Origin of the sequence: Sphingopyxis sp. LC81 (assembly GCF_000756375.1) — a bacterium.
In the GTDB taxonomy this organism is placed as follows: domain Bacteria; phylum Pseudomonadota; class Alphaproteobacteria; order Sphingomonadales; family Sphingomonadaceae; genus Sphingopyxis.
Window position 1 is genome coordinate 24,411 of record NZ_JNFD01000032.1, and the last position, 24,798, is coordinate 49,208.

General features: G+C 65.7%; 28 protein-coding genes, 1 tRNA gene and 1 riboswitch. Of the genes, 17 read left to right on the forward strand and 12 right to left on the reverse strand.

Features of this window, described 5'->3' with window-relative positions; translation table 11 throughout:
- Positions 1–68 precede the first annotated feature (68 nt).
- Positions 69–1,136: a hypothetical protein gene (locus FG91_RS15565; RefSeq protein WP_037516612.1), complete on the forward strand. Its 1,068-nt coding sequence runs from the start codon at positions 69–71 to the stop codon at positions 1,134–1,136.
- Between the two features lie 20 nt (positions 1,137–1,156).
- Here the strand turns inward: FG91_RS15565 and FG91_RS15570 are convergent, their stop codons facing one another.
- Together FG91_RS15570 and FG91_RS15575 are read right to left on the reverse strand one after the other, a co-directional pair.
- Positions 1,157–1,567: a DUF2141 domain-containing protein gene (locus FG91_RS15570; RefSeq protein ID WP_037516725.1), complete on the reverse strand. Its 411-nt coding sequence runs from the start codon at positions 1,565–1,567 to the stop codon at positions 1,157–1,159.
- Positions 1,512–2,270 (reverse strand): sterol desaturase family protein, encoded by a 759-nt coding sequence (locus tag FG91_RS15575; RefSeq protein WP_037516614.1) that lies wholly within the window; start codon positions 2,268–2,270, stop codon positions 1,512–1,514. The genes FG91_RS15570 and FG91_RS15575 overlap by 56 nt, the downstream gene beginning before the upstream one ends.
- A gap of 74 nt (positions 2,271–2,344) precedes the next feature.
- Between FG91_RS15575 and crtY the strand changes: the two genes are divergently transcribed.
- The 6 genes from crtY to FG91_RS15605 are packed head-to-tail and all read left to right on the forward strand — an operon-like array spanning position 2,345 to position 7,595.
- The gene (gene crtY, locus FG91_RS15580) at positions 2,345–3,502 is read left to right on the forward strand and encodes a lycopene beta-cyclase CrtY (RefSeq protein WP_037516616.1); all 1,158 of its coding nucleotides are present in this window, start codon (positions 2,345–2,347) and stop codon (positions 3,500–3,502) included.
- On the forward strand, positions 3,499–4,977 hold the full coding sequence (locus tag FG91_RS15585) for a phytoene desaturase (RefSeq protein ID WP_037516618.1): 1,479 nt from the start codon (positions 3,499–3,501) through the stop codon (positions 4,975–4,977). Before crtY ends, FG91_RS15585 begins: the two co-directional genes overlap by 4 nt.
- Positions 4,974–5,555: a TIGR00730 family Rossman fold protein gene (locus tag FG91_RS15590; RefSeq protein WP_037516620.1), complete on the forward strand. Its 582-nt coding sequence runs from the start codon at positions 4,974–4,976 to the stop codon at positions 5,553–5,555. The genes FG91_RS15585 and FG91_RS15590 overlap by 4 nt, the downstream gene beginning before the upstream one ends.
- On the forward strand, positions 5,555–6,514 hold the full coding sequence (locus FG91_RS15595) for a phytoene/squalene synthase family protein (protein ID WP_081940633.1): 960 nt from the start codon (positions 5,555–5,557) through the stop codon (positions 6,512–6,514). Before FG91_RS15590 ends, FG91_RS15595 begins: the two co-directional genes overlap by 1 nt.
- On the forward strand, positions 6,511–7,080 hold the full coding sequence (gene pnuC, locus FG91_RS15600) for a nicotinamide riboside transporter PnuC (protein ID WP_037516622.1): 570 nt from the start codon (positions 6,511–6,513) through the stop codon (positions 7,078–7,080). Before FG91_RS15595 ends, pnuC begins: the two co-directional genes overlap by 4 nt.
- On the forward strand, positions 7,077–7,595 hold the full coding sequence (locus FG91_RS15605; RefSeq protein WP_037516731.1) for an AAA family ATPase: 519 nt from the start codon (positions 7,077–7,079) through the stop codon (positions 7,593–7,595). Before pnuC ends, FG91_RS15605 begins: the two co-directional genes overlap by 4 nt.
- 177 nt (positions 7,596–7,772) lie before the next feature.
- Here FG91_RS15605 and FG91_RS15610 read toward each other — a convergent pair whose 3' ends face one another.
- Together FG91_RS15610 and FG91_RS15615 are read right to left on the reverse strand one after the other, a co-directional pair.
- The gene (locus tag FG91_RS15610; RefSeq protein ID WP_037516624.1) at positions 7,773–8,699 is read right to left on the reverse strand and encodes a homoserine O-succinyltransferase; all 927 of its coding nucleotides are present in this window, start codon (positions 8,697–8,699) and stop codon (positions 7,773–7,775) included.
- Positions 8,700–8,736: 37 nt separating this feature from the next.
- Positions 8,737–8,842: riboswitch (SAM-I-IV-variant riboswitch) on the reverse strand.
- A gap of 95 nt (positions 8,843–8,937) precedes the next feature.
- Complete coding sequence (locus tag FG91_RS15615; protein ID WP_037516626.1) at positions 8,938–10,470, reverse strand: class I adenylate-forming enzyme family protein; 1,533 nt, start codon at positions 10,468–10,470, stop codon at positions 8,938–8,940.
- Between the two features lie 88 nt (positions 10,471–10,558).
- Here FG91_RS15615 and FG91_RS22400 point away from each other — a divergent pair, with 88 nt between their 5' ends.
- The 4 genes from FG91_RS22400 (at position 10,559) to FG91_RS15635 (ending at position 14,510) form a co-directional block, all read left to right on the forward strand.
- Entirely contained in the window at positions 10,559–11,272 is a 714-nt protein-coding gene (locus tag FG91_RS22400; protein ID WP_235212063.1) for a response regulator transcription factor, read from the forward strand.
- Between the two features lie 275 nt (positions 11,273–11,547).
- Positions 11,548–13,080 carry an acyl-CoA synthetase gene (locus FG91_RS15625; RefSeq protein WP_037516628.1) on the forward strand — a complete coding sequence of 511 codons (1,533 nt, stop codon included), beginning with the start codon at positions 11,548–11,550 and terminating at the stop codon, positions 13,078–13,080.
- Between the two features lie 4 nt (positions 13,081–13,084).
- The gene (locus FG91_RS15630) at positions 13,085–13,693 is read left to right on the forward strand and encodes a 2-hydroxychromene-2-carboxylate isomerase (protein WP_037516630.1); all 609 of its coding nucleotides are present in this window, start codon (positions 13,085–13,087) and stop codon (positions 13,691–13,693) included.
- Positions 13,694–13,706: 13 nt separating this feature from the next.
- Positions 13,707–14,510: a crotonase/enoyl-CoA hydratase family protein gene (locus FG91_RS15635; RefSeq protein WP_037516632.1), complete on the forward strand. Its 804-nt coding sequence runs from the start codon at positions 13,707–13,709 to the stop codon at positions 14,508–14,510.
- 142 nt (positions 14,511–14,652) lie between these two features.
- Here FG91_RS15635 and FG91_RS15640 read toward each other — a convergent pair whose 3' ends face one another.
- Genes FG91_RS15640 through FG91_RS15665 form a run of 6 tightly spaced genes read right to left on the reverse strand, consistent with a single transcriptional unit; the run spans position 14,653 to position 18,424 of the window.
- Entirely contained in the window at positions 14,653–15,342 is a 690-nt protein-coding gene (locus FG91_RS15640) for an ATP12 family chaperone protein (protein ID WP_037516736.1), read from the reverse strand.
- A complete protein-coding gene (locus tag FG91_RS15645; protein WP_037516635.1) occupies positions 15,339–15,575 on the reverse strand; it encodes a hypothetical protein in 237 nt (78 codons plus the stop codon). The genes FG91_RS15640 and FG91_RS15645 overlap by 4 nt, the downstream gene beginning before the upstream one ends.
- On the reverse strand, positions 15,572–16,192 hold the full coding sequence (locus FG91_RS15650) for an FMN-binding negative transcriptional regulator (RefSeq protein WP_037516636.1): 621 nt from the start codon (positions 16,190–16,192) through the stop codon (positions 15,572–15,574). Before FG91_RS15650 ends, FG91_RS15645 begins: the two co-directional genes overlap by 4 nt.
- Positions 16,192–17,424 (reverse strand): RluA family pseudouridine synthase, encoded by a 1,233-nt coding sequence (locus tag FG91_RS15655; RefSeq protein WP_037516638.1) that lies wholly within the window; start codon positions 17,422–17,424, stop codon positions 16,192–16,194. The genes FG91_RS15650 and FG91_RS15655 overlap by 1 nt, the downstream gene beginning before the upstream one ends.
- On the reverse strand, positions 17,421–17,798 hold the full coding sequence (gene crcB, locus FG91_RS15660; protein WP_037516640.1) for a fluoride efflux transporter CrcB: 378 nt from the start codon (positions 17,796–17,798) through the stop codon (positions 17,421–17,423). Before crcB ends, FG91_RS15655 begins: the two co-directional genes overlap by 4 nt.
- Before the next feature lie 47 nt (positions 17,799–17,845).
- Positions 17,846–18,424, reverse strand: a complete 579-nt coding sequence (locus FG91_RS15665) for a thermonuclease family protein (protein ID WP_052187730.1) — start codon at positions 18,422–18,424, stop codon at positions 17,846–17,848.
- A gap of 229 nt (positions 18,425–18,653) precedes the next feature.
- Here FG91_RS15665 and FG91_RS15670 point away from each other — a divergent pair, with 229 nt between their 5' ends.
- The 4 genes from FG91_RS15670 (at position 18,654) to FG91_RS15685 (ending at position 21,445) form a co-directional block, all read left to right on the forward strand.
- Positions 18,654–19,697, forward strand: coding sequence for a MarR family winged helix-turn-helix transcriptional regulator (locus FG91_RS15670; protein WP_052187731.1), 1,044 nt, complete (start codon positions 18,654–18,656; stop codon positions 19,695–19,697).
- Between the two features lie 38 nt (positions 19,698–19,735).
- Positions 19,736–20,248: a hypothetical protein gene (locus FG91_RS15675; RefSeq protein ID WP_052187732.1), complete on the forward strand. Its 513-nt coding sequence runs from the start codon at positions 19,736–19,738 to the stop codon at positions 20,246–20,248.
- Between the two features lie 75 nt (positions 20,249–20,323).
- The gene (locus tag FG91_RS15680; RefSeq protein ID WP_037516642.1) at positions 20,324–21,295 is read left to right on the forward strand and encodes a magnesium and cobalt transport protein CorA; all 972 of its coding nucleotides are present in this window, start codon (positions 20,324–20,326) and stop codon (positions 21,293–21,295) included.
- Between the two features lie 74 nt (positions 21,296–21,369).
- Positions 21,370–21,445: transfer RNA gene (locus FG91_RS15685), tRNA-Val, on the forward strand.
- 57 nt (positions 21,446–21,502) lie between these two features.
- Here the strand turns inward: FG91_RS15685 and FG91_RS15690 are convergent.
- Positions 21,503–22,171, reverse strand: a complete 669-nt coding sequence (locus FG91_RS15690) for a GntR family transcriptional regulator (protein ID WP_161785670.1) — start codon at positions 22,169–22,171, stop codon at positions 21,503–21,505.
- Positions 22,172–22,281: 110 nt separating this feature from the next.
- Between FG91_RS15690 and FG91_RS15695 the strand changes: the two genes are divergently transcribed.
- Complete coding sequence (locus FG91_RS15695; RefSeq protein ID WP_037516646.1) at positions 22,282–22,950, forward strand: nitroreductase family protein; 669 nt, start codon at positions 22,282–22,284, stop codon at positions 22,948–22,950.
- A gap of 109 nt (positions 22,951–23,059) precedes the next feature.
- Positions 23,060–24,514: an amidohydrolase family protein gene (locus tag FG91_RS15700; RefSeq protein ID WP_037516648.1), complete on the forward strand. Its 1,455-nt coding sequence runs from the start codon at positions 23,060–23,062 to the stop codon at positions 24,512–24,514.
- Here the strand turns inward: FG91_RS15700 and FG91_RS15705 are convergent.
- Positions 24,511–24,786: a CBU_0592 family membrane protein gene (locus FG91_RS15705; RefSeq protein ID WP_037516650.1), complete on the reverse strand. Its 276-nt coding sequence runs from the start codon at positions 24,784–24,786 to the stop codon at positions 24,511–24,513. The genes FG91_RS15700 and FG91_RS15705 overlap by 4 nt on opposite strands.
- Positions 24,787–24,798: the final 12 nt, after the last annotated feature.

Genomic DNA, 24,798 nt, shown 5'->3' on the forward strand with positions numbered 1-24,798 from the left:
CCAAATCCCTTGCCCTTGTCCAACTTCGACGCCGGTCGCGCGGGGCAGAACATGGGCGGGAGACGCGTATGTGGTGGGCGATGGCGATGCTGCTGACGGGCAGCTATTCGGACATGGTGAAGGATCCGGCGGCGATGCGCTATTGCGCCGCGGCGGCGCAACAATCGGTCGACGACATAGCGCTGGCGAATGGCAAGGACAGCCCCGAGGCTGGGTTTCAGCGGGAGATCGCCGACCTGTTCCTCGCGCGTCTGCGCAAACTCGGCGCCGCCGATGCCGCGGCGCTCGCTACGACGCGGGCGAAGCTCGGCGATACCGCCGCCGACCTCGCGCAGGAGGACCGGTGCGGCCAGCTGGCGATCGTTACGCCTTCGGGCGGCGACCTCGTGCAGGCGGCGGCGGAGCTCGATGCGGGAATGGCTGGCGGCGATGCCGCGGCTGTGGCAGCGGATGCCGCCGACGCGGCGGTAGCCGGCGAGGACGCCGGAACCGCCGGCTATGCGATGCAGGCGCCGGGCTGGCTCGAAGCGCTGCCCGGTACGCGCCGCCGCGAGGTCCGCTGCGTGACGCTTGCCGACCAGGTGGTCGAAGACGTCGGGAGCGGCCTTCGCAAGGACGGCCTTGGCCTGACCGCCGCGAAAGCCGACCTGCTCGCGGCCCGGCTGACCGAGGCGATCATGGTCGAGAATGGCTATGCCGAAGCGGGGGTGGGCGCGATCTACAACGCCGACTTGGAAGCCATGTCGTGGGAAAATCAGGAGCGCAGCGCGGCGCAGCGTTCGGCCGCGATGACGCAGGAGATCGGCCGCTGCCGCGCGCTCTTCGACAGCATCGATATGTCGGGCGGCACCGCCCGGGCCTTGTCGCCGATCGCTTCGCCGAACGCCGCGCAATGCTATGCAATCGTCAACATCCTCGCCGATCGCGCCGAGCTGGCCAGCCCGGAACAGCGCCGGCTCGAGGCGATACGCGCGCGCCTCGAAAAACGTCACTATGCCGATCGCGGCACCGGTGAAGCTGCGGATATGGCGCTGAACGACGAAGTCATGCTTTTCAATCCCGAAGCCTTCGATGCGCTGCCCAAGGCGGTCACCGACCCGCGGCGCGCCGCCTGTTTCGCGATGGCAGGCGCCTAGGGCCAGACCCCAGGTTTCGATCAGAGCATATATTTCATCTTGATCGACTGGCGGATGTCATGTTCGACGACAAAGCTCGCCGATTTGAAGCTCGGCGGTCCGACGGTGATCGTGGGGTTGCGCGAAAAGCCAAAGCCTTCCTTGGGCAGGAAGATCGCTGTGTCCATCTTGTTGTTGCTGTTCTCGTCGTGGACCACCGCGATCGCATAAGTGCCGGTCGCGGGCGCGCGGACCGCGAAATCGGCGGCTTCGGCTGCCTTCACCGCCATCCGCACCGAGCCCTTGTCCTTGCTGCAATCGGGAAAGGCTTTGGGATTGGTGGTCAGGCAGACGAGGATCTGCCCCTTCATGCTGCGCAATCCGGAGACGCTGACCTCAACTGTCGGCGGCGGCGCGGCCGCGCCGGTCAGCAGCGCGGCTGAAATGGCCAAGGCCAAGATCCGTGCCGCACGCCTTGTCCCAGAAGCGGAAATAGAGCCCATAATTTCCCCGGTAAGCGGCGTGGTGCTGCTGGTGATGCGTCGCGGTTATCAGCCATCGGCCTGCGGGTCCATGCACCAGCGCGCGCGGAAACATCTCCCACCCCATATGATTGCCGACGCCCATCACGGTCATGATCGCGAGCACGAGGCCGAGCATCGCGACATGAATCGGGATCAGGAAGACGAGCGCAGGGATGACGATCGCGCCGGTGACCGCCTCCAAGGGATGGAAACTCATCGCCGCCCACGCGGTCGGCGGGTGGCTGTCGTGATGGACGCTATGTGCGATGCGGAACAGGCGCGGGCGGTGCATCCAGCGGTGCGTCCAGTAAAACCATGTGTCGTGGATCAGCAGATAGGCGAAGAGGCTAAGCGGCAGATACCACAGCGGAAAGGCGGTTACGTCGGTGTAGATGCGCGTCCAGCCATGCGCCTGCCACCCCCATGCGACGACGCCCGCCGGAACCCCGTAAATCGCGGCGCTCGCAAGGCTCCAGCCGACTTCGCGCCGCATCTGCGGTTCGAGTCCGCGATAGAGGCCGGGGTGCTTCCACCGCGTCGCAAGCGCGAAGGCGCCGCTGGTGATCAGATAGCGCACGCCGACAATCGCGGTCATCGCGAGCGCGGAGAAAAGGATCGGCCAGCCGGTCATCGCGCAAGGCTAGCCGCTTGCCGCAGCGTTGCAATGGCTTTGCGCCCGCGCGCTCGCGTGGCTAAGGCAGGGTTATGGTGGGGCAGAGCAACGATAGATGCGACATCGCGATCGTCGGCGGCGGACTCGCCGGCGGGCTCGCGGCGCTTGCGCTCGCGGCGAAGCGCCCCGACCTCGACGTGCGGCTGGTCGAGCCGGGGCCGATCGGCGGCAATCATATCTGGTCCTTTTTCGACAGCGACATCGCAAAGAAGGACCGCTGGCTCGTCGCGCCGCTCGTCCGTCATCACTGGCCGCGCTACGATGTGCGCTTCCCGTCGCACGAGCGCCGGCTGCGCATGGGGTATAAAAGCATCACCGGCGAAGCGCTCGCCGATGCCGTCATGGCGGCGCTTCCTGCGGGGCATGTCATCGCCGACAAGGCCAAGCATGTCGCGCCCGATCACCTGCTGCTGTCGCGCGGCGGACGGCTGTCGGCAAAGCATGTCATCGACGCGCGCGGCGCGACCAAATTCGCGGGCCTCGAGTGCGGCTGGCAGAAGTTCGTCGGGCGGGCGCTGACGGTGAAGGGCGGGCACGGCGTCGAGCACCCCGTCGTGATGGACGCGACCGCCCCGCAACTTGACGGCTATCGCTTCGTCTATCTGCTGCCCTTCGATGCTGAGACGTTGTTCGTCGAGGACACCTATTATTGCGACGATGCCGATCTCGATGCCCCGGCCATACGCGAACGGATCGCGGCCTATGCGGCGGCGCGGGGCTGGGACGTCGCCGCGACGACGCGTGAGGAAAGCGGCGTGCTGCCCGTCGTGATCGCGGGCGATTTCGACCGGCTGTGGCCTGCCTCCGACCGCACCGCGCGGATCGGGGTGCGCGCGGGCACCTTCCACGCGACCACCGGCTATTCGCTTCCCGATGCCGTGCGCACCGCATCATCGCTGCCCGGAATCGTCGACCGCGCCGACCTTCCCGCCATTCTCCGCGACCGGGCTGCGGCGTCATGGCGGCGCCAGCGTTTCTACCGCATGCTCGGCGCGATGCTGTTCCGCGCGGCCGAGCCCGGCGCGCGCTACCGCGTCTTCGAGCGTTTCTATCGTCTGTCGCCGGGCCTGATCGCGCGCTTCTATGCCGGGCGGTCGACCACGGCGGACAAACTGCGCATCCTGTCGGGCAAGCCCCCCGTGCCGATCGGCCGCGCGATTGCGGCGTTGTGGAAACGCGACTGGCGATGACGCGCCGCGCGATCGTCGTCGGCGCAGGGTTTGGCGGCCTCGCATTGGCGATCCGGCTGCAATCGGCGGGCGTGGAAACGACCGTCGTCGAGGCGCGCGACAAGCCCGGCGGGCGGGCGTACCACTGGGTCCGCGACGGCTTCACTTTCGACGCCGGGCCGACTGTCATCACAGATCCGCCGTGCCTGGAGGAACTCTGGGCGCTGAGCGGGCAGAAGATGGCCGCCGACGTTGACCTTCTCCCGGTCATGCCCTTCTACCGCCTGAACTGGCCCGACGGGACCAACTTCGACTATTCGAACGACGAGGCCGCGCTGCGCGCCGAAATCGCCAAGCTCCACCCCGCCGATGTTGAGGGATACGACCGTTTTCTCGCCTATTCGAAGGGCGTGTACGAGCAGGGCTATGTTAAGCTCGGCGCAGTCGCCTTTCTCGACTTCGCCTCGATGATCAAGGCGGCGCCCGCGTTGATGAAATATCAGGCGTGGCGCAGCGTCTATTCGATCGTCGCCTCCTATGTGCAGGACGAGCGGCTGCGGCAGGCTTTGTCGTTCCACACCCTGCTCGTCGGCGGCAACCCGATGACCACGAGCGCGATCTATGCGTTGATCCACACGATCGAGAAAGAGGGCGGCGTCTGGTTCGCGCGTGGCGGCACCAATGCGCTTGTCGGCGGCATGGTGCGGCTGTTCGAGGGGCTCGGCGGGGCGCTGCGGCTCGGCGACCCGGTGGCGAAGATCGAAACCGCGGGCGACCGCGTGACCGGCGTCACGACGCAAGGCGGGTGGCATGGCGACGCCGATATGGTCGCCTGCAACGGCGACCTGATGCACAGCTACAACGCGCTGCTCGCGGGGCATCCGCGCGGGGCAAAGGTCGCAAGGAGCCTCGCGCGCAAACGCTGGTCGCCCTCGCTCTTTGTCGTCCATTTCGGCGTGAAGGGCGAATATCCCGATATCGCGCACCACAGCATCCTGTTCGGCCCGCGCTACAAGGGGTTGCTCGACGACATCTACGGCGGCGTGATCCCCGACGACTTTTCTCTCTACCTCCACCACCCCAGCGTCACCGACCCCGGTATGGCGCCGCCGGGCCATTCGACGTTCTACGCGCTCGCGCCAGTCGCGCATCTGGGCAAGGCCCGGGCAGACTGGGACGGCGCATTCGGCGAACGCTTCGCCGACGCGATCCTCGAAGAGGTCGAACGCCGCGTCGCCCCCGGCCTCCGCGCCAACCTCGTCACGCGCTTCCACTACACCCCCGCCGATTTCGGCCGCGACCTGTCGGCGCATCTTGGCAGCGCGTTCAGTCTCGAACCCGTCCTCTGGCAAAGCGCGTGGTTCCGCGCCCACAACCGCGACGATGTGATTTCGAACCTTTACTTCGTCGGCGCGGGGACGCATCCGGGCGCGGGTATCCCGGGGGTCGTCGGCAGCGCCAAGGCGACCGCCAATCTGATGTTGGAAGATTTATGAAACGCCTTGCCGTCTATTGCGGGTCCGCGACCCCCGAAGATCCGATCTATATCGAAACCGCGCGCCACGTCGGTCGCACCCTGGCCGAGCGCGGCATCGGCGTCGTCTATGGCGGCGGCCGATTGGGGCTGATGGGCGCGGTCGCCGATAGCGCCTTGGAAGCCGGCGGCGAGGTGATCGGGATCATCCCCGACGCGCTCGTCGGCGCCGAGGTCGCGCACCGCGGCTGCACCGAGCTCCAGGTCGTGTCGGGCATGCACGAACGCAAGAAGATGTTCACCGACCTCTCGGACGGCTTCCTCACCATCCCCGGCGGGGTCGGCACGATGGACGAACTGTGGGAGGCGATCAGCTGGGCGCAGCTCGGCTATCATACCAAGCCCGTCGGGCTGCTCAACGCCGCCGGCTTCTACAACGACCTCATCGCCTTCAACCGCAACATGATCGAGGTCGGCTTCATCCGCCCCGCGCACGCCGGGATCATGATCGTCGATGCGGGGCTCGACGATCTGCTCGAAAAGATGGCGGCCTATGTGCCGCACAAGACGATCTTCGCGATGAAGGCCGAAAATCTGTAATGAATGAGGCGGGGGCCTATGATGCACATGCCCTCCACGGTTTCGCGCACGACAGCATCGCGCGCGGATCGAAAAGCTTCGCATTGGCCAGTCAGCTCTTCGACCGCGAAACGCGCGAGCGGGTGTGGTTGCTCTATGCCTGGTGCCGCGCCGCCGACGACCTGACCGACGGGCAGGATCATGGCGGCGCGATGAAGCCGGACCATGATCCGGTCGCCGCGGTCGCGCATATCCGGGCGCAGACCGACCAGGCTTTTGCCGGGCAGCCGACGGGCGACATGGCGTTCGACGCGCTCGGCTTCCTGCTCACCGAGGTCGCGATCCCGCGCTGGGTGATCGACGATATTATCGCGGGCTTCGAACTCGATGCGAGGGATTGGCGCCCGCGCAGCGAGCAGGATCTGCTTCGCTACTCCTATCATGTCGCGGGCGCGGTCGGGGTCGCGATGGCGCTCGTCATGGGCATCCATCCCGCCGACGAGACGACGCTCGATCGCGCTTCGGACCTCGGCATCGCGTTCCAGCTCGCCAATATCGCGCGCGACGTCGCCGAGGACGCCGCCGCCGACCGCTGTTACCTGCCCGTCGAATGGATGGTCGAACTCGACATCCCGCCCGGCCAGCACATGCACCCCGCCTTTCGCGGGCGCCTGTCGGTGATGGCGAAATGGCTGTCCGAAATGGCCGAGGAATATGAGGCGTCGGCGCGCTGGGGCGCGCGCAAGCTGCCCCCGCGCAGCCGCTGGGCGGTGCTCGCCGCGGCGGGCATCTATGGCGACATCGCGCGCGAGGTGCGCGCGCGCGGCGACCATGCGTGGGACCACCGCGCGGGCACTTCGCTCTTCGCCAAATTGGGCTGGGTCGCGCGCGCGGGCTGGTCGGTGCTCCGCCGCCCGCCGCAGCGGCGGATCAGCCGCGAGGGGCTGTGGACGCGGCCACGCGATGAGGCCGGCGAATGAGCTATCTCGAATGGATCGCCGCGGCGTTCGTGCTCACCAATGTCGCGCTCGTGGCGCTGCGCAGCGTGTGGAACTACCCCTTCGCGCTCGTCGCGGTGACGCTCTACGCCTTCGTCTTCTTCGAGGCGAAGCTCTACAGCGACATGCTGCTCCAGGGCTTTTTCTTCGTGCTCAACCTTTATGGCTGGGCCGCCTGGATGCGCGCGCGTGATGACAGCGGGGTGCCGGTGCGCTGGATGACCGAGCGTGCGCGGCGGGGCTGGGCACTTACGACGATCGCCGCCTGGGCCGGGTGGAGCTTTGCGATGGACCGCTACACCGACGCGGTCGCGCCATGGATCGACGGGGCGATCGCGATGCTCAGCATCACCGCGCAATGGCTGCTCGCGTGGCGCCGGGTCGAAAGCTGGTTCCTCTGGATCCTCGTCGACCTGATCGCGATCCCTCTCTTCGCGTCGCGCGGCCTCTATGCGACCAGCGCGGTCTATGTCGTCCTGCTTGGCCTGTCGATCGACGGCCTGCTCCAGTGGCGGCGCGCGGCGGCGGCGGGCAGGGCGGCGCCATGACGCGGCATATCTGCCTCCACGGCGCCGAAAGCACCGGCAAATCGACGCTCGCGCCGCGCCTCGCGCTCCAGCTCGGCGGGCTCGTCGTTCCCGAATATGGCCGCACCTATGCCGAGGCGAACGGCACCAACCTCGACGAGGTCGACCTGCTCGCGATCTTCGACGGCCACTTGGCGGCGACGCGCGAAGCGCTCGCGCAGCGGCCCGAATGGCTGATTTCCGACACCGACCCGTTGATGACGCAGGCGTGGGCGACCATGCTGCTCGGCCGCCGCCTGCCCGAGATCGACCTGTGGGACGAGGTCGCCGACCTCTATCTGGTTCCCGCGATGGATTTGCCATGGGAGGAGGACGGCACGCGCCTGTTCGGCAGCGAACTCGCGCGGGTGCAATTCATGGAGCTTGCGATCGGCGAACTCGACCGGCGCAAACTCAAATGGGCGTGGGTCGAGGGCGAAGGCGACGCGCGGCTGGCGAGCGCGCTGGCGGCGATAGAGGCGGCGGGTTTGGCCTGACCGGAAGCTGCGCAGATGCGTGCGTGTCCGCTTAGGGTGGAAAACCGTCTTTCCATCATCCCCTATCGTCATCCCGGGCTTGACCCGGGATCCGCCTTTTCCTTCCAGACAGGCCGGCCCCGGATCAAGTCCGGGGTGACGATGATGGAGAGGTCGGCAACTGCTCGCTTTAAGCCATCAGGCCGCGGCCGAAATCTGCTGCGCCCCGATTGCTGCGACCTCGAACGGTGTGGTCTGATAGATTTCGTTGATCCAGTTCGCGAACAACAGATGCGCGTGGCTGCGCCAGCGATTCTCCGGCGCGCGCGCGGGATCGTCGGCGGGAAAATAGCCCGTGGGGAGCTGGCCCCGGCCATCGCGATGATATTCGGCCGCCAGCGTGCCAGTATCATATTCGAGGTGATTGAACATGTGCAGGGTCCGGTGAGCCTGATCGTACACGAGGCCGGCGCCGGCCTCGTCGTTGCCCGCCAGTATCTGCAATCCGTTCGTCTCCGCCAGCGCGGCCGGACAAACTTCGGCCCAGCGCGACACCGGAACATCGAACCGGTCGGAAAAACCCCGGAGATAGGGAGAGGCGGGGGCAAGATTCGCATGTGGGAATATGCCAAAGGCCTTCTGGGGCAGGTCGCGCTTTGGAACGCCGTGAAAATGGAACAGCGCGGCCTGCGCGGCCCAGCAGATCGTGAAGCAGCGATGGACGTGCGTCTGTGTCCAGTCGAGGATCGCGCGCAGTTCGGACCAGTATCTGACCTCGTCATACGGAAGCCGCTCAACAGGGGCGCCAGTGATGATGAAACCATCGAACTTCTCGGCACGGACATCGCTCCATGGCCGATAGAAAGCCGCCATATGGTCGGCCGACGTGTTGTGCGCGACGTGATCGGTGATCCGCACAAGCGTCAACTCGATCTGGAGCGGCGTCGCTCCGAGTAGTCTGGCAAGCTGTGTTTCGGTGCTGATCTTATCCGGCATCAGGTTGAGCAGGGCGATCCGCAAAGGCCTGACGTCCTGACGTCCAGCGTCGACTTCGCGCATGACCATGACGCCCTCGGCCTCGAGGATATGTCGGGCGGGAAGTCGATCGGGTATCTTTATCGGCACGAAACGTCGTTCCTTCTTACGGTTCGACGCTGCATGGCTTGATCCGCTTGGTTGCCGGCTCGGCCACATCCTCCTTGCGGAGCGCCACCTTGCCCGGATTGGCAGGTTGGCGTTGGGCGTCGACCCAACTCTTGATGTTGAAATTCTCTTACGTCGCCGCGCCGGTCTCCGCAACAGCCGGTTTCAGCCGGTCGCTAGACGTGGCGTCCGCAATCGGTCGAAAACCGGCGTTCTCAAGCTACCGGCTGTGGGCGTCGCGCAATTCGCGCTTGAGCACCTTGCCGATCGGGCTGCGCGGCAGTTCGTCGACGACGGTGATCGCGCTCAGCCGCTGCGTCTTGCCGACCTTGGCGTTGCAGTCGGCGCGCACACCCTCGGCATCGGCGCCGGGTTTCAGCACGACGAAGGCGACGGGCGTCTCACCCCATTCCTCGCTCGGCATGCCGACCACCGCCGCCTCGACGACGCGCTCGTCGGCGATCAATATCGCTTCGAGGTCGCTCGGGAAGATATTGAAGCCGCCCGAGATGATCATGTCCTTTGCGCGGTCCATCAAGGTCAGGAAGCCGTCCTCGTCGATCCGGCCGATGTCGCCGTGGCGATAGAAGAGATTTCCCTCGGCATCGTACCAGTGCATCGCCTTGGTCGCGTCGGGACGGTTGTTGTATCCGGTCATCATCGCCGGGCTGCGGCCGACGACTTCGCCGACCGAACCTTGCGGCAACTCATTGCCGTCCTCGTCGATCACCTTCGCGATATGTCCCGGTGCGGGCTTGCCGACGGTGTGGAGCTTGTCGGGGAATTGATGCGCCTCGAGGATGAACGCCGCGCCGCCCTCGGTCATGCCGTAAATCTCGACCAGCCCGCCCGGCCAGCGCCGGAGCACATCGGCCTTGAGCGCCGCGGGGAAGGGCGCCGAGGTGCAATATTTGACGACGAAGCTGGAGAGGTCGAAGTCGCCGAAATCCTCGAGCGCCATGATGCGGCGGTACTGGACGGGGACCAGCATCGTGTTCGTCGCGCGCTCGCGCGCCGCGAGTTCGAGGAACCCGCGCGCGTCGAATTTCTTCATCAAGACAACCTGCCCGCCCGATCCGACGGTCGGCATGAAGCTCGCCATTGTCGTGTTCGAATAGAGCGGGGTCGACAGGATCGTCACCGCATTGGGGCCGTAAGCGGGGGCGCCGCGGATGATATGCTGCCAGCGCATCGCGTGGCTGTGGATGATGCCCTTGGGCGTGCCGGTGGTGCCCGACGAATAAATGATGTTGAACCCGTCCTCGGGCCGGATTTCGACCGGCGCGGGCTTGTCGCCCGCCAGCGACAGCCAGGTATCGAGCGGTGTTCCCGCGTCGCTGCCGTCCATCGCGATCAGGTCGCTCGCGGCGATGACATGCCCTTCGAGGCTCGCTTTGGCGGTGCTGTCTAGGAACAGGTGGCGCGCGCCGGTGTCGGCGATCATCGCCGCCATCTGTTCGCCCGTCGCGCTGTTGGTGACCAGCCCCGCGACCCCGCCGGCGCGCAGCGTGCCGAGGATCACCGCCATCTGTTCGACGCTATTGAGGCCGGCGATCGCGGTGCGGTCGCCTTTTGCGAATCCGTCCTGCTGCAACCGCGCGGCGATTCGGTCGGTCAATTGATCCAGTTCGGACCAGCTCAGCCGCCGCAGCGCATCGGCAGCCGCTACGGCATCGGGACGCTCCGCGGCATGGGCACGGACAAGGTCGGGCAGGGTGGCGAAGTCGCCGTCAAGCATTTCGATACTGGTCATGACCCATGGGTTAGCACAGCCGAAAGGCGGTGCAATGCCGGTGGGGCGGCGAGGCGACAAGATGTTGCGTCGACGACGGGGGATGCGGATGGCATCATCGGATATTGCCGGGCAAGACGACCGGAAGTTGCTGGTCGCCATTTATCATCCGCTGACGGCGCGCGCCGACACGCTCGGCGCTGCGATTGAGGCTGCGGGTTTGGCGGTGCAATTCCTGCCGCCGCATGTGAACGGGCTTCGCCCTTGGGTCGATAGCTGTTTCGACTTGCTGATCGTCAACCCGTTCCTGGGGTGGCAGGAGCCTTCCGAATTCGTCCGGCTGGCGCGATCGATCGCGGGGCGGCGGCCGCTGATCGCCCTGTCCGATCGCGACTCGTTCGATGACCGAATGGCGGCGCTTGGTGCGGGCGCCGAGGATGCGGTTGGCTGGACCGATAATCTCCCCGAAGTGCTCGCGCGGGTCGCCAGCCTGCTGCGCCGCAGTCGCATCGCCGCCGGGCAACTCGGCGAGGGCGAATTGCGCATCGACCTGATCGACCGGCGCGTCGAACGCGCGGGCCGGCTCATCCGCCTGCCGCTCCGCGAATTCGACCTGCTCGCGAATCTTGCGCGCGTACCCGACCGGCCGCTGTCGCGCGGCGCGCTGCTCCGCGCGGTGTGGCGGCTCGATTTCGATCCCGGCACCAACCGGGTCGAGGTGCATATGTCGCGGCTGCGCGCTAAGGTCGATCGGGGGTTTGATTGGCCGATGCTCCGCACCGTGAAGGGCATGGGCTACGCGTTGCGGTCGCGTCCCGATTAATCCTCCCTGTCGCGCAGCGATGGGGAGGTGGCAGCGCGAAGCGCTGACGGAGGGGCGGCAACGCCACGTCCCGGCCCCTCCGTCAGCCTCTTCGAGGCTGCCACCTCCCCATGCCTCCGGCACAGGGAGGATCGACGATTTGATCGACGTGCCGCGCGGATTTGGCGCTTCTTGATCGTGAACCTGTCACCGGTCCCAGCTTGCTTGACCGAAAGTTTCAGGTTGCTACTGATCTTCGACATAAAGAAAGCAACGATTCCCGGAGATGATGCCCGATGCACCCCTCAGTCCACGCCCGCGCCAATCCCGACAAAGCCGCGATCATCGTCGCCGAGACGGGGGAAGCGATCAGCTATGGCGAACTCGACGCGGCCTCGAACCGCGCCGCGCAGCTCTTCCGCTCGCACGGGCTGGGGCATGAGGATGTCGTCGCCTTCATGCTCGACAACACCCCGCATTATTATGGGCTGACGTGGGGCGCGCAGCGCGCGGGGCTTCGCTATGTCTGCATCTCGTCGCGGCTGACGCAGGACGAGACCGACTATATCCTCGAAAATTCGGGCGCGCAGATCCTGATCGTGTCGGCGAGCCTTGCGGGGGCCGCGCAGCAACTCGCAACCGGCATCAAGCGCTTCGCGATGGGCGGCGCGATCCCGGGCTATGAAAGCTGGGAGGGCGCCGTCGCCGTGATGCCCGCGACGCCCGTCGCCGACGAGCGCGCCGGGGTCGACATGCTTTATTCGTCGGGCACCACCGGGCGGCCCAAGGGGGTGCGCGTGCCGCTGCCCGAAGACCCCGCGATCGACGCGGCGAACAGCCTCGTCCTGCTCGCCTCGGCGATATTCCAGATCAACGCCGATAGCATCTATCTGTCGCCCGCACCGCTTTATCACGCCGCGCCGCTGCGTTGGTCGATGACGATCCACCGCCTCGGCGGCACCGTCGTGCTGATGAAGAAATTCGATCCCGAGACCGCGCTGGCACACATCGAAAAATATCGCGTGAACGCCAGCCAATGGGTGCCGACGCATTTCGTGCGCATGCTCAAGCTGCCCGAAGACGTCCGCACGCGCTACGACACCTCGTCATTGAAGGTCGCGATCCACGCCGCGGCGCCGTGCCCGGTGCCGGTCAAACAGGCGATGATCGACTGGTGGGGCCCGGTGCTGTTCGAATATTATGCCGGGTCCGAAGGCAATGGCATGACCTTCATCTCCAGCGCCGACTGGCTGACGCACAAGGGCAGCGTCGGCCGCCCGATCCTCGGCGCTGTCCACATCATGGGCGAGGATAACGAAACCGAGCTTGGTACGAGCGAAGAAGGCACCGTCTTCTTCGAAAGCGAAAATATCTTCGAATATCATGGGGATAATGAAAAAACGGCGTCGAGCCGCAATTCGAAGGGCTGGTCGACCCTCGGCGATGTGGGCAAAGTTGATGAAGATGGCTTCCTCTATTTGACCGACCGCAAGAGCTTCATGATCATCTCGGGCGGGGTGAACATCTATCCGCAGGAAATCGAGAACCATCTCGTGACGCACCCCAAAGTGGCCGATGTCGCGGTCGTCGGCGGCCCGCACGACGAGATGGGCGAGGAGGTGATCGCGGTCATCCAGCCCGCCGACATGGCCGACGCGACCGATGCCTTCCGCGACGAGCTCATGACCTATGCGCGCGAGAAATTGTCGGGGGTGAAAATCCCGCGCCGCATCGATTTCATGGAAGCGCTGCCGCGCCACGACACGGGAAAGCTCTACAAGCGCCTTCTCCGCGACCAATATTGGGAAAAGGCAAAGGCGGAGGCCTGATCCGATGACCGCGCGCGTCGAATTCTTCTTCGACCTCTCTTCGCCCTGGACCTGCCTCGCGTTCCACAATTTGCCGGGCGTGCTCGAACGGACTGGCGCCAAGGCGATCTACCGGCCGATCCTGGTTGGCGGAGTGTTCAACGCGGTGAACCCGGCCGTCTATGCGGCGCGCGAGCAGGCCGACAATCGGCGGTTGCAGCATAGCTGGAAGGTGCTGCAGGACTGGGCGCGGCTCGCGGGCGTCCCGATGAATTTCCCGTCGCAGTGGCACCCGGCGAAGAGCATCACCGCAATGCGGTTCTGCTGCGCGCTCGAAGCGGATCAGGCGGCGCTTGTCCGCTTCGCGCGCGGGGCCTTCGCGAGCTATTTCGACCGGCAGGAGAATCTCGATGACCCCGCCGTGCTCGCGGCGGTCGCCGATGCCGAGGGATTGGGCGGCGCGGCGCTCGCCGCCGCGGCGGGCAGCGACGCGGTCAAGGCCCGGCTGCGCGCGAATACCGATGAAGTCATCGCGCGCGGCGGCTATGGTTCGCCGACGATCTTCGTCGACAGGGACGATATGTATTTCGGCAACGACCAGCTTCCGCTCGTCGAAGCCGCGCTCACACGCTGAAAAGGACTCTTCCGTGAAAGACCGTATTTCGATCACCATGCTCGAAGGCGGCATCGCCGACGTCCGGCTGATCCGCGCCGACAAGATGAACGCACTCGACCCCGCGATGTGGGAGGCGCTCGCCGAAGCGATCGATCAGCTCAAGGCGACGACGGGCCTCCGCGTCGTCGTGCTGTCGGGCGAGGGACGGGCTTTCTGCGCCGGGCTCGACTTGTCGAGCCTCAGCAACGATCGCGATCCGGGCGCGAGCAGCGCTGGCGGCACCCTATCCGACCGGACGAAGGGCATCGCGAACAACGCGCAATATGCCGCGTGGGGCTGGCGCGAAATCCCGGTGCCGGTGATTGCGGCGGTGCATGGCGTTGCCTTCGGCGCGGGAAGCCAGATCATGGCGGCAGCCGATATCCGCATCGTCCATCCCGACACGCGCATCGCGATTATGGAAATGCGCTGGGGGCTGGTGCCCGACGTTGCGGGCATGGCGTTGTGGCGCACACAGGTCGCCGACGATGTGCTGCGCGAACTGATCTATACCAATCGCGAGTTCAACGGGTCGGAGGCGAAGCTGCTCGGCTTTGCGACGCATGTGTCGGACGATCCGCTGGCGCGGGCGATGGAACTCGCCGAAGTGATCGCCGACAAGAATCCGCACGCGATCCGCGGTGCGAAGCGGCTCTGCAATATGCTCGCCGATGCGAGTGATGCTGAAATCCTGCAGGCCGAAAGCGACGAGCAGGTGAAGGTGATCCGCACGCCTAACCAGATGGAGGCGGTGATGGCGGGGATGCAGAAGCGGAAGCCGAATTTTACGGACTGAAGATCCTCCCTGTGCCGAAGGCATGGGGAGGGGGACCGCTCGCGAAGCGAGTGGTGGAGCGGCCGCTGCGACAGCGCCAAGGCCCCTCCGTCAGCGCTTCGCGCTGCCACCTCCCCATCGCTCCGCGACAGGGAGGATTAAATCAGAGAAGCCCCAAAAACCGGGCCGCATTGTCCCAATCGCGCTTGTGGGTGGCGCGCGCCTTTTGCGCTTCGCTGTCGGCGCCCCAGCGGCGCTCCTGATAGAGTTCGTCAAGGCTGACCGCTGCCCACAAGGCGTCGGCGTCGAACGCGTCTTCGAGCAAGGCGAGCCCGGCGACGAGCGATCCGCCGATTGTCACCAGCGGGGTCAGCGCGGTGACCCCCCATGCGTCCTGCGCCAGCACGGCGTCCTGCAACGCCGCAACCGTCGCTTCGGGCTGATCGACCGGTAGCACACCCTGCGTCAGGGTAAATTCAATGCCATAGCGTGCCTCGGCCCAGGCGAGCAGCGGGTTCCACGCCGCCGCCTGCTCGGCCTGCAGCGCGGCGTCGCGCGCATCGCGATAGCAGAAGAGGTCGCTCTGCGCATAAGCGGCGACTGGTGCGGCGAAGGTCGCCAGGTCGGGTGTCGCCAGATCGATCGCGGCGTTGGTCAGGCCCGTCATCGGCATGGCGACCGGATCGATCGTCTCGCCCACATCGCGCCATTCGGCGGCGATGGCTTCGGCGAGTGCGGCGCTTGCGACAGCGAGCGGCGCGCGCTGCGGCGTGCGCACCGGCCGGCCATCGAGCGCGATGCCCCAGCCGCCGTCTTCTGCGACGACAGCAACCTCTTTCCAGAAGCGCTTCACGGGTTCTTGGGCGAACGCCAACGGCGCGCGAGCAGCAGCGGCATGGCCGCGAAATCGAACGCGCCGACCAGCACGATCGCGGCGCCGATCCAGCGATCGGTCGGCTGGCCCGCCAGCGTGAAACCGCCGCTGATCAGGATGAAACCGATCATCGCAAAGGCGACGCCCATCAGGCGCATGATCGAGAGGGCAAAGAAGCGTTTTTTGGCGAGAGCATCATCGGCTTGGGTCATGCGTCCGCCTTATCGCCGCCAAGGTGCCGCATCAACTGCGCGAGCGCGCCATGACCCGTCGCCGCGACCCCGTCGATCACGCGCGCGCGCTCCTCGGCCGACTTGTTCTGCGACAGTTTGATCGTCGGGCGCCACGCGGCGATGCGCATTTCGAAACCGGTAATGGCGCCGGTCATCTTGCTGAACAGCGCCGGGTTCATCTTGTCGCGCGTCCACGGCGGGTTCGCGCCGGCGCGCGCTTCATGCGCCGCGGACAGCGTGTCGAGCTGCGCGACCAGTTCGGCGTCGTCGAGTTTGCGCGCCACGCCTTCCATCTCGATCGCGACATAATTCCACGTCGGCACCTGATCGGCGTCGGCGTACCAGCTCGCGCTGACATAGGCGTCGGGGCCCTGCACGACGGCGAGCGCATTCGCGCCGCCCAAGTGGCGGGTGAGCGCGTTGCCACGCGCAAGATGGAATTGCAGCGTCGTCCGGTCGTCGCTCAGCACCACCGGCGCATGCGCGACGCGCGGCCCGTCGGGGGTGCTCGCAAAGATCGCGGCAAAGCCGATCTCGCGCACGAGCAATTCGGCGAGATCATCCTGCCGCGGGCGGAAGGCGGAGTTCGGATGCATCAGCTCGCTTTGGGCGGACGCGCCGGATGCTTCCTGGCGCTCGGTTTCTTGCCCGCGGGCTTCCCGGGCGCCGGCTTGCCGGGCTTGCCCGGTTTCGCCTTCGCCTTGGGCTTCGGCTTGCCGACGAAGTCGGTCGGCTTGCTTTCGGCGGTGCGTCCGCGCCGTTCGCCGCGCCGCGCCTTGCGGATCTGCTTGCTGTGCGCCTTTGCCTGCGCCTTCAGCGCCGATTTGGGCGGCGGGCCTTTTTCGGCCGGGTCGATCCCGACCTCACCCAGCAGCAGGTCGAAGCCGAGCGCGTCGAGGCTCGCGGCGAAATGCTCGGGCACCTCGGCGCTGATATCGATCGCGCCGCCGTCGGGATGGTCGATGCGCAGGCGGCGGCTGTGGAGGTGCATCTTGCGGCTGATCGTCCCGGTCAGGAAGGCGCCCTTGCCGCCATATTTGCCGTCGCCGACGATCGGATGACCGATCGCCGCCATATGGACGCGGAGCTGGTGTGTGCGCCCGGTCAGCGGCTGCAGCTCGACCCATGCCGCGCTATTCCCCGCGCGCTCGATGACGCGGTAGCGCGTCTTCGATGCGAGGCCGCTGTCGTGGACATGCATCTTCTCGCCGCCCGATCCCGGCTGCTTGGCGAGCGGCAGGTCGATTTCGCCCTGCTGGATGTCGGGAACGCCGACGATGATCGCCCAATAGGTCTTTTTCGCGCTGCGGTTCGAAAAGCTCTTGGCGAAATAGGCCGCGGCCTTCGGCGTCCGCGCGATCAGCAGCGCGCCCGACGTGTCCTTGTCGAGCCTGTGGACGAGCTTGGGCCGCGTCGGACCATCGAATTTCAGCGCGTCGAGCAAGCCGTCGACATGCTGTTCGGTCTTGGTGCCGCCCTGCGTCGCGAGCCCCGGCAGCTTGTTGAGCACGATCGCGCTGGCGTCGCGGTGGATGAGCATCCCGGTCGCGAGTTCAACATCGGCGTCGGTCAGCGGACGCCCCTTGCGCGCGGGACGCGCGGCGGTTTCGACCGGCGGGGTCGGCATGACGAGTTTCTGCCCGGTCGCGATGCGGTCCGACACATCGGCCTTCTTGCCGTCGAGCGTCAGCTGGCCCGAACGCGCCCAGCGCGCGAGCAGCGCGTGCGGCGTGCCCTCGCGGTGGCGCTTGAACCAGCGATCAAGGCGGATGCCGTCGTCTTCCTCGGCGATGGTGGCGCCGTCGAGATTGGTTTTGGCGTCGCTCATGCCGGCACCTGCCGCACGATGAACAGGCCGATCCCGCAGGCGGCAATCGCGCCGATCACCGACGCGAGGACATAGGCGGCCGCCTGAGCGTTTTGACCGCGTTCGAAGAGCATCCAATATTCCATGCTGAAAGAGGAGAAGGTGGTGAAGCCGCCGAGAATCCCGACGCCGACGAACAGCCGCGCGGTGTCGCCGCCACCGCTGCGCACGAGCCAGCCGACGAGCAAGCCCATCAACAGGCTGCCGACGATATTGATCGACAGCGTCCCCCACGGGAAGGCCGGGCCGAACCGCGCGAGCATCGCCTGCCCGACCAGATGGCGGGCGCCGGCGCCGATCGCGCCGCCGATCATGACAGGAAACAGGCTGTTCATGACGCTCGCCCTAGCCCGAAACGGGCGCGAGGCATAGCGGGCCATTTCTAGGCGTCGGGCGAGGTTACCGCAGTGGTGGAGCGTTCGTGCGTCGCGCGCCAGTTTTCGGGGAGGATGAAGTCGCCCTGCCAGATGCCGCGCCGTTTCGCCTGCGCCTCGGCTTCTTCGACCATATAGGCGTCGGTCGTCGCCACCGCCCAGCCGAGCCGCGTCATTTCGGCGCCGAGATCGATGCCGTCGGGAAAGGCGGCGGTGCGGCACGCGGCGAGCGTGCGGTCGTAGGGATCTTTTGCCGCGACCTCGCAATGGAGCGGCCCGCGGCCCGCGAGCTTTTCGAGCGCGGTGCGTGCTTCGCGCCCGCAGGGCCAGCGCGTTGTGCCGCGCGCGCAATCCTGCCGATATTCGACCGCGTCGATGCCGGTCAGGCGGATCGTCAGCGGCGCGTCATCCTGCCGCACCGTCAGGCTGTCGCCGTCGATCACATGGACGAGCGGCACGGTCAGCGCGGGTACCGGCAACCACACCCATGCGACGAACGCGAGCCCGGCGAGCAGCAGCAGCGCGAGCAGCGACCGGAAGCGCCGCCGCCAGCGCAGCCGCGCGAGCGAGGAGGGGGCTGAAACCATCGGATCCCGCCTGACTCGATGGGGACGGCTTGGCAAGGGTGAATTAAGGATTGACGATGAGAACAAACCATGTCCAAAATGGACCTGTTCCGCAACGGCCGACACGCGTCGACTCATGCCGATATCAAGCTTGGGTCCGGATTGGCGGCAAACGGGAGCGAACAAAAGGTGAATACCGCCGAAATGACGGCATGCTTACGCCAGGATGGAGCGATGGGGGACAGGTAGCATGATGGGCCAAGTGATGCGGACGCTCGATACATCGGCAATCGCGCCGGGCGCTTTCGGTGCAGGACAGGCCGCGCCGCCCGAGACGATCGGTGGACCAATCCCCGACGGCGTTGCGTCGCCACTTTTGTTCGTGGGGTCGGAGGCCGATTGGCCCGATACGGCTCCGCTCGCCGAAGTGCGCCTCGTCGGAACGCTGCCTCCGTTACGGGCGGCGGATTACATCCGGAGAACCGCGACACTGGACATTATCTGGCTCGCCGCGGCGGAGACGATCGAAGGCGAAACGCTGGGCGACATATGCGCGGCGGCGGGCGAGCGGGGCTGCAACCTCATATGCGAAACCACGCTGGTCGCGCTCGACCGGGTCGCGGCGGCGATTCCGGCGGCGCTCGACGTCCAGTTTCTGGTCGAACCCGATCCGACCGACCGGCTCGTCGCCCTGGCGGTGGCACGGCGGACGCGGCACGGCATCCTCCACGACATCGCACGCGACGATGCGATGGAGCGGATCGACCGGCTGCAGGAAGAAGTCGCGCGCATTTCGCGTCTGCTCGGCGACCTTGCCGGCCAAAGGGGCGGTCTTCCCGGCACACCCATGGGTTTTGCATCGCGGGCCGAGGATCTGACCGACTACGCAGGACAGGTCCGCGCGCCGGCGCGCGACTTTGCCGCGATGCCGCGCAGCTTTATTCCCGAAGAGCGCACGCTTGACCGGCAGCGCGCCAAGGCGGTGCGGCGGATGCTGCGCCAGCGGCGGATGCGCGAGCAATATTTCCCTGCCGACCTGTTCGCCGATCCGGCATGGGACATGCTGCTCGACCTTTATGCCGCGCGGCTCGAACGCCAGCCGGTGTCGGTGTCGAGCCTGTGCATCGCCGCCGCGGTCCCCGCGACGACCGCGCTGCGCTGGATCAAGACGATGACCGACGCCGGCCTGTTCCTGCGCGAAGACGACCCGCACGACGGCCGCCGCATCTTCATCGCGCTCGCCGAGGGCGCCTCTGACGCGCTCGCTCGCTATTTCGAGGCGCTCGAAGAATAGAAATGGCCCCCGCCGGTCGGCGCAGCTAGTTTCCGGGCATGAAGGATGCCGTCGAAGTGGTCGTGAACGACCGGATGCAGCAGGGTTATCGCTATGTGCGCACGGCCCCGATGGGCAAGGCGTTCGATCCCGATTTCGAACCCGAACTCACGCCGGCCGAGATGCTGGAACTCGGGGTGTTCTGCGGGAAATATATGACCGACTGCGCCGCCGAATTCCCGGCGAGCTGGTTCGGCAACGCAAAGCTCGCGCCCGAACACGCCGACTGCTCGCTCAACTATTTCGGCATAAGGGCGAGCGTTCCCTTGCGCGTCTGGGTTCAGAAAGGATGGATCCATCCCGACGACCCGCGCGGCTGGTTCCAATGGTATTGCCGCTATTATTCGGGGCGGCGGATGCCGGGCGAGGACCATCGCCAGATCGCGCGGTGGCGCGCGTTCCGGCGCCACGCCGCGCAAATACGCAAGCATTGCGAACCGGGCGATCCCTTTTGCCGGCCGAAACAGCGGCAGGCGCTGCTGCAATGGGCGTACGACAGCCGGGATATCTAGCCCCAAAGCCGGGACCATTTCCCTTCATCGCGGGGCGCACTATGTAAGCGCCCACTTCAACGGAGTTTTCTGCCGATGCCGATTATGGCCGCCCGCGTTTATCATGACGGCAAGCTTGTCCGCGACATCGGCCCGGATGAGGCGATTCCCGAAGATTGCGACAATGGCGATTTCTTCTGGCTTGGCCTGTACGAGCCGACGCCGGGCGAGCTCGAAGGGATTGCGAAACGCTTCGGCCTCCACCCGCTAGCGGTCGAGGATGCGCTGAAGGCGAACCAGCTGCCGAAGGTCGAGGCCTATGGCGACCAGCTGTTCGTCATCGCCCGCACCGCCAACCTCGACGCCGATACGATCCATCCGGGCGAAACCGCCTTTTTCCTCGGCCCCCATTTCTTCGTCAGCGTCCGACACGGGTCGGCGCGCACACACACCGACATCCGGGCGCGGCTCGAAACCTTGCCCGCCAAGCTGGCCCATGGTCCCGACTATGTCCTCTATGCGGTGCTCGATTTCATCGTCGATGGCTATTTTCCGGTCATCGACGCGATCGAGGACCGGATGCTGACGGTCGAGGAAAGCGTGATGGACACGCCGCTCGACGCCGCCGAAATCCGGCATCTCTATTCGCAGCGGCACGAGATCATCCGCTTTCAGCGCCTCGTCGGCATGATGAAGGAAGTTGCCGGCCGGCTCGCGACCGACGATGATCTTCCCAATGTCGATCCCGCGGTGCGTCCATTCTATCGCGACATTTGGGACCATGTGCAGCGTGCCGAGTTCCGCCTGACCGGGCTGCGCGATATTGCGGCGTCGGTGATCGAAACCAACGGCATGCTCGAACAGCAGCGCCAGGGCGTCATCACGCGCCAGCTCGCAGCCTGGGCCGCGATCCTGGCGGTGCCGACCGCGATTGCCGGCATCTATGGCATGAATTTCGAACATATGCCCGAACTCGGCTGGACCTTTGGTTATCCGATGGTCGTCGGCACGATAGCGGTGATCTGCGCACTATTGTTTTGGCGGTTCAAAAATATCGGCTGGCTCTGACGATCGCGAGGCATCGCTTGCCAGCGGTCGCCGCTTATGGCAGGGGCGCGCTTCCCGCTTATGGCGACATCTGGGGGCGCTTAGCTCAGTTGGTAGAGCATCTCGTTTACACCGAGAGGGTCGGCGGTTCGAGCCCGTCAGCGCCCACCAGTTTGTGACATTCCTCAACGAAATTGGTCTGGCGAGAGTCGGGCAGGGGTGGGTGTTTCAATCCTTGCAGAACAGCACGTCGGGAAGCTTGAGCAGCTCGGCCAATGCGCGCTGGACATGGTCGGCGGCTTCGCGCGCCGCAGTGTCGCCGTCGCCCAGGCGAAGGGCGCCGTAAAGTCTTTGATGGTCATCCTGGCTGGCGAAAACGCCGGCGCGTTCGACGAGCAGCCGGAATTGCATATGATAGACCGACTGGTCGAGCTGTTCGAGGATGGTGACGAGGGTTCGGTTGTCGGCGCGTTCGCGGATCAGATGATGAAAGCGTGCGTTGAGCCGTGTGAAGGCGGCCATGTCGCCCGTCGCTCGCGCCGAGTCCATCGCCGCGATCAGCGTGTCGAGCGCATCGAGCGCGGCAGGATCGCGCGCAATCGCCGGTGCGGCGTGCTGCGCCGCCATCGCATCGAGCGCGGCACGAACATCATATATCTCGCGTAGCCGTGCCCGTGACAGCGGGCGGACGATAAAGCCGCGGTGCCGTTCCTGCGACAGAAATCCTTTCGCTTCGAGCCGTTGCAACGCTTCGCGGACGGTTGTTCGCGCGACATCGAAACGCGCGGCGATGTCCGCCTCGACCAGCCGCTGGCCAGGCGCGATCTGACCCTGGCGCATCAGGTCGAGGATGTCGTCGGCGACGGTTTCAACCGCCGACTTCGTTGCGAATCGCAAGTTTTCCGTTGCTCCCATGCGCTCGCCATAAACCGTCGCGATCGTCCTGAGAATATCAGATTGACAGACAATTTAAACTGATAATATTCGGCAAGCGAAAGGATGCCGAAATGCCCTACACCGCGATTCCGCTGCCTGACCGCATGAGTTTCACCGATACGAATATGCGCGCACGCGCCGAAGAATTTTACGCCGAGATCAGCCGTCGGCACACGGTGCGCGATTTTGCGACAACCCCGGTGCCGCGCGACATCATCGAAACCTGTATTCGCGCTGCCGGGACGGCGCCCAGCGGCGCGAACCATCAGCCCTGGCATTTCGCCGTCGTCGGCGATCCTGCGCTCAAGACGCGGATTCGTGTCGCCGCCGAAGAGGAGGAGCGCGAATTTTACGCCGGACGCGCCAGCGCCGAATGGCTTGCGGCATTGGAGCCGATCGGCACCGATCCGAACAAGCCCTTTTTGGAAGATGCTCCGTGGCTGATCGCGATCTTTGGTCAGCGCAAGGGGCCGCACGAGGGCACGCTGCGCAAAAATTACTATGTTCCCGAATCGGTGAACATCGCGGCGGGTTTCCTGATCGCGGCGCTTCATCATGCGGGGCTCGCGACGCTGACCCACACGCCCAACCCGATGGCGTTTCTCAACGATGCGCTCGGCCGGCCCGACTATGAAAAGCCCTATATCCTGCTCGTCGTCGGCCATCCCGCGGCCAATGCGACGGTGCCGCTTCACGCCAAGGAGAAGAAGGCACTCGAGGATATTGCGAGTTTTCGATGACGTCCGCCGGTGGCTGCGAATGTCGCTGATTTCGACGCTTGCAGTCATCGGGCTTGTTGCATGGGTGGTGGCAGGTTTAAGCTGCTTTCCTGCTCGGAAAGGCCGCATCATGAATAATTTGCTCGTCGCGCTCGCATCGTTACTCTTCGTATCGGCCACCCCTGCGGCTGCCGCACAGAAGCATGGCGATGTCATCATCCGTCATGCGACGATCGTCGATGTCGAGGCAGCGAAAACGATCGCCGGGCAGGCGGTGGTGCTGAAGGGCGGCGATATCGTCGCGGTCGGCCCCGATGCGGTCATCGCGAAGGACTGGCACGCGGCGCGAACGATTGAGGGCAAGGAGCGCTATCTGATCCCCGGCCTGTGGGACATGCACGTCCATTTCGGCGGCGGGCCCGAACTGATCGAAGAGAATAGGGCGCTGCTGCCGCTCTATGTCGCAAACGGCATCACGACGATCCGCGACTGTTCGGGGGACCTGCCCGAGCAGGTGCTCGCTTGGCGCAGCGAGATTGCGGCGGGCAGCCTGTTCGGCCCGCGCCTGCTGACGTCGGGCGCAAAGATCGAAGGAATCGCGCCGGTCTGGAAAGGGACGATCGAGGTCGGCAGCACCGCCGACGTCGACGCCGCGCTCGATCGCCTCAGGACGCGTGACAAGGTCGATTTCGTCAAGATCACCGACAGCACGCTGAAACCCGAACTGTTCCTCTATGCGCTGACCAAGGCCAAGGCGCTCGGGCTGCGCACTTCGGGGCATATTCCGATGGCGCTGACGGTCGATCAGGCCGTCGACGCCGGGATCAGCTCGATCGAGCATCTCGACTATGCCTATAACGCCGGCGCGAAGGACGAGGCCACGATCGCCGCGGATTTCGCCGCGAAGCGCATCGACCGTGCCGAAGCGAACCGCCGGCTCGGCGCGAGCTTCGACCGCGACACCGCGATGACCGCCTATCGCCGCTTCGCCGCGAAGGGCGTGTTCGTAACCCCGACGCTTAATGGCAGTCGTATCATCACCTATCTTGATCGCGACGATCACTCGAAGGACGAGGGCCTCGCCTATATCGGGCCCAAGCTGCGCAAGACCTATGACTGGCGGATCGAGCGCGCCGCAAAGGCCGATGCTGCGGCGATCGCGGCGCGCCATGCGCATATCGAAGCGGTGGGATCGATCCTGCCGATGCTCGCCGAAGCGGGCGTACCGATCATCGCGGGGACCGACGCGGGTTTCCTCAACAGCTATAATTATCCGGGCTTTGGTCTGCACGACGAGATCGAACTGTTCCAGCAGAAGGGGCTGACCGCAGCGCAGGCGCTCGCGTCGGCAACGCGCGCGGGTCCGGCATGGTTCGGCCAGCTCGATCGCTATGGCGCGGTGAAACCGGGCATGGCCGCCGATCTGGTGCTGCTGACGAAGAACCCGCTCGAGGATATCACCGCAACACGCGCTATCGACACGGTGGTGATGCGCGGGACGGTTCAGGATCGAGCGGCGCTCGACAAGATGCTGTCTGAGACCCGCGCCAAGGTCGCGGCGTGGAATGCGGCGGCCAAGCCCTAAGGGGCGATGGCGCGCGCCGCTTGCCGGGCGCGCCAGACGCTCCAAAGGGTGAACAGCCCCATCGCGGCCCAGATGACGTTGAGGACTGCCGACGGGATCGCGCCATTATAACCCGAATTGACGATGAAGCCGCCCGCGCCGACGACGTTCATCCACTGATAGAGATAGCTGCGCCCCTCGAGCCTGCCGAGCGACAGCAGGATATAGGCGGCGAGGATGATTGCGGCGGCCGCCCAGCCGATAATCTCGATGACGATGACTTCGGCGCCCATGCGCTTCCTCTC

Excerpts from the sequence above, each read along its gene's own strand:
- FG91_RS15705 (WP_037516650.1), bottom strand. The coding sequence starts at position 24,786 with ATGGGCGCCGAAGTCATCGTCATCGAGATTATCGGCTGGGCGGCCGCC.
- crtY (WP_037516616.1), top strand. The coding sequence starts at position 2,345 with ATGGTGGGGCAGAGCAACGATAGATGCGACATCGCGATCGTCGGCGGC.
- FG91_RS15655 (WP_037516638.1), bottom strand. The coding sequence starts at position 17,424 with ATGAGCGACGCCAAAACCAATCTCGACGGCGCCACCATCGCCGAGGAA.
- FG91_RS15695 (WP_037516646.1), top strand. The coding sequence starts at position 22,282 with ATGCCCTACACCGCGATTCCGCTGCCTGACCGCATGAGTTTCACCGAT.
- FG91_RS22400 (WP_235212063.1), top strand. The coding sequence starts at position 10,559 with ATGGCATCATCGGATATTGCCGGGCAAGACGACCGGAAGTTGCTGGTC.
- FG91_RS15565 (WP_037516612.1), top strand. The coding sequence starts at position 69 with ATGTGGTGGGCGATGGCGATGCTGCTGACGGGCAGCTATTCGGACATG.
- FG91_RS15645 (WP_037516635.1), bottom strand. The coding sequence starts at position 15,575 with ATGACCCAAGCCGATGATGCTCTCGCCAAAAAACGCTTCTTTGCCCTC.
- FG91_RS15585 (WP_037516618.1), top strand. The coding sequence starts at position 3,499 with ATGACGCGCCGCGCGATCGTCGTCGGCGCAGGGTTTGGCGGCCTCGCA.
- FG91_RS15615 (WP_037516626.1), bottom strand. The coding sequence starts at position 10,470 with ATGACCAGTATCGAAATGCTTGACGGCGACTTCGCCACCCTGCCCGAC.
- FG91_RS15650 (WP_037516636.1), bottom strand. The coding sequence starts at position 16,192 with ATGCATCCGAACTCCGCCTTCCGCCCGCGGCAGGATGATCTCGCCGAA.
- FG91_RS15595 (WP_081940633.1), top strand. The coding sequence starts at position 5,555 with ATGAATGAGGCGGGGGCCTATGATGCACATGCCCTCCACGGTTTCGCG.
- FG91_RS15680 (WP_037516642.1), top strand. The coding sequence starts at position 20,324 with ATGCCGATTATGGCCGCCCGCGTTTATCATGACGGCAAGCTTGTCCGC.
- FG91_RS15665 (WP_052187730.1), bottom strand. The coding sequence starts at position 18,424 with ATGGTTTCAGCCCCCTCCTCGCTCGCGCGGCTGCGCTGGCGGCGGCGC.
- FG91_RS15670 (WP_052187731.1), top strand. The coding sequence starts at position 18,654 with ATGATGGGCCAAGTGATGCGGACGCTCGATACATCGGCAATCGCGCCG.
- FG91_RS15630 (WP_037516630.1), top strand. The coding sequence starts at position 13,085 with ATGACCGCGCGCGTCGAATTCTTCTTCGACCTCTCTTCGCCCTGGACC.
- crcB (WP_037516640.1), bottom strand. The coding sequence starts at position 17,798 with ATGAACAGCCTGTTTCCTGTCATGATCGGCGGCGCGATCGGCGCCGGC.
- FG91_RS15590 (WP_037516620.1), top strand. The coding sequence starts at position 4,974 with ATGAAACGCCTTGCCGTCTATTGCGGGTCCGCGACCCCCGAAGATCCG.
- FG91_RS15675 (WP_052187732.1), top strand. The coding sequence starts at position 19,736 with ATGAAGGATGCCGTCGAAGTGGTCGTGAACGACCGGATGCAGCAGGGT.
- FG91_RS15625 (WP_037516628.1), top strand. The coding sequence starts at position 11,548 with ATGCACCCCTCAGTCCACGCCCGCGCCAATCCCGACAAAGCCGCGATC.
- pnuC (WP_037516622.1), top strand. The coding sequence starts at position 6,511 with ATGAGCTATCTCGAATGGATCGCCGCGGCGTTCGTGCTCACCAATGTC.
- FG91_RS15700 (WP_037516648.1), top strand. The coding sequence starts at position 23,060 with ATGAATAATTTGCTCGTCGCGCTCGCATCGTTACTCTTCGTATCGGCC.
- FG91_RS15575 (WP_037516614.1), bottom strand. The coding sequence starts at position 2,270 with ATGACCGGCTGGCCGATCCTTTTCTCCGCGCTCGCGATGACCGCGATT.
- FG91_RS15605 (WP_037516731.1), top strand. The coding sequence starts at position 7,077 with ATGACGCGGCATATCTGCCTCCACGGCGCCGAAAGCACCGGCAAATCG.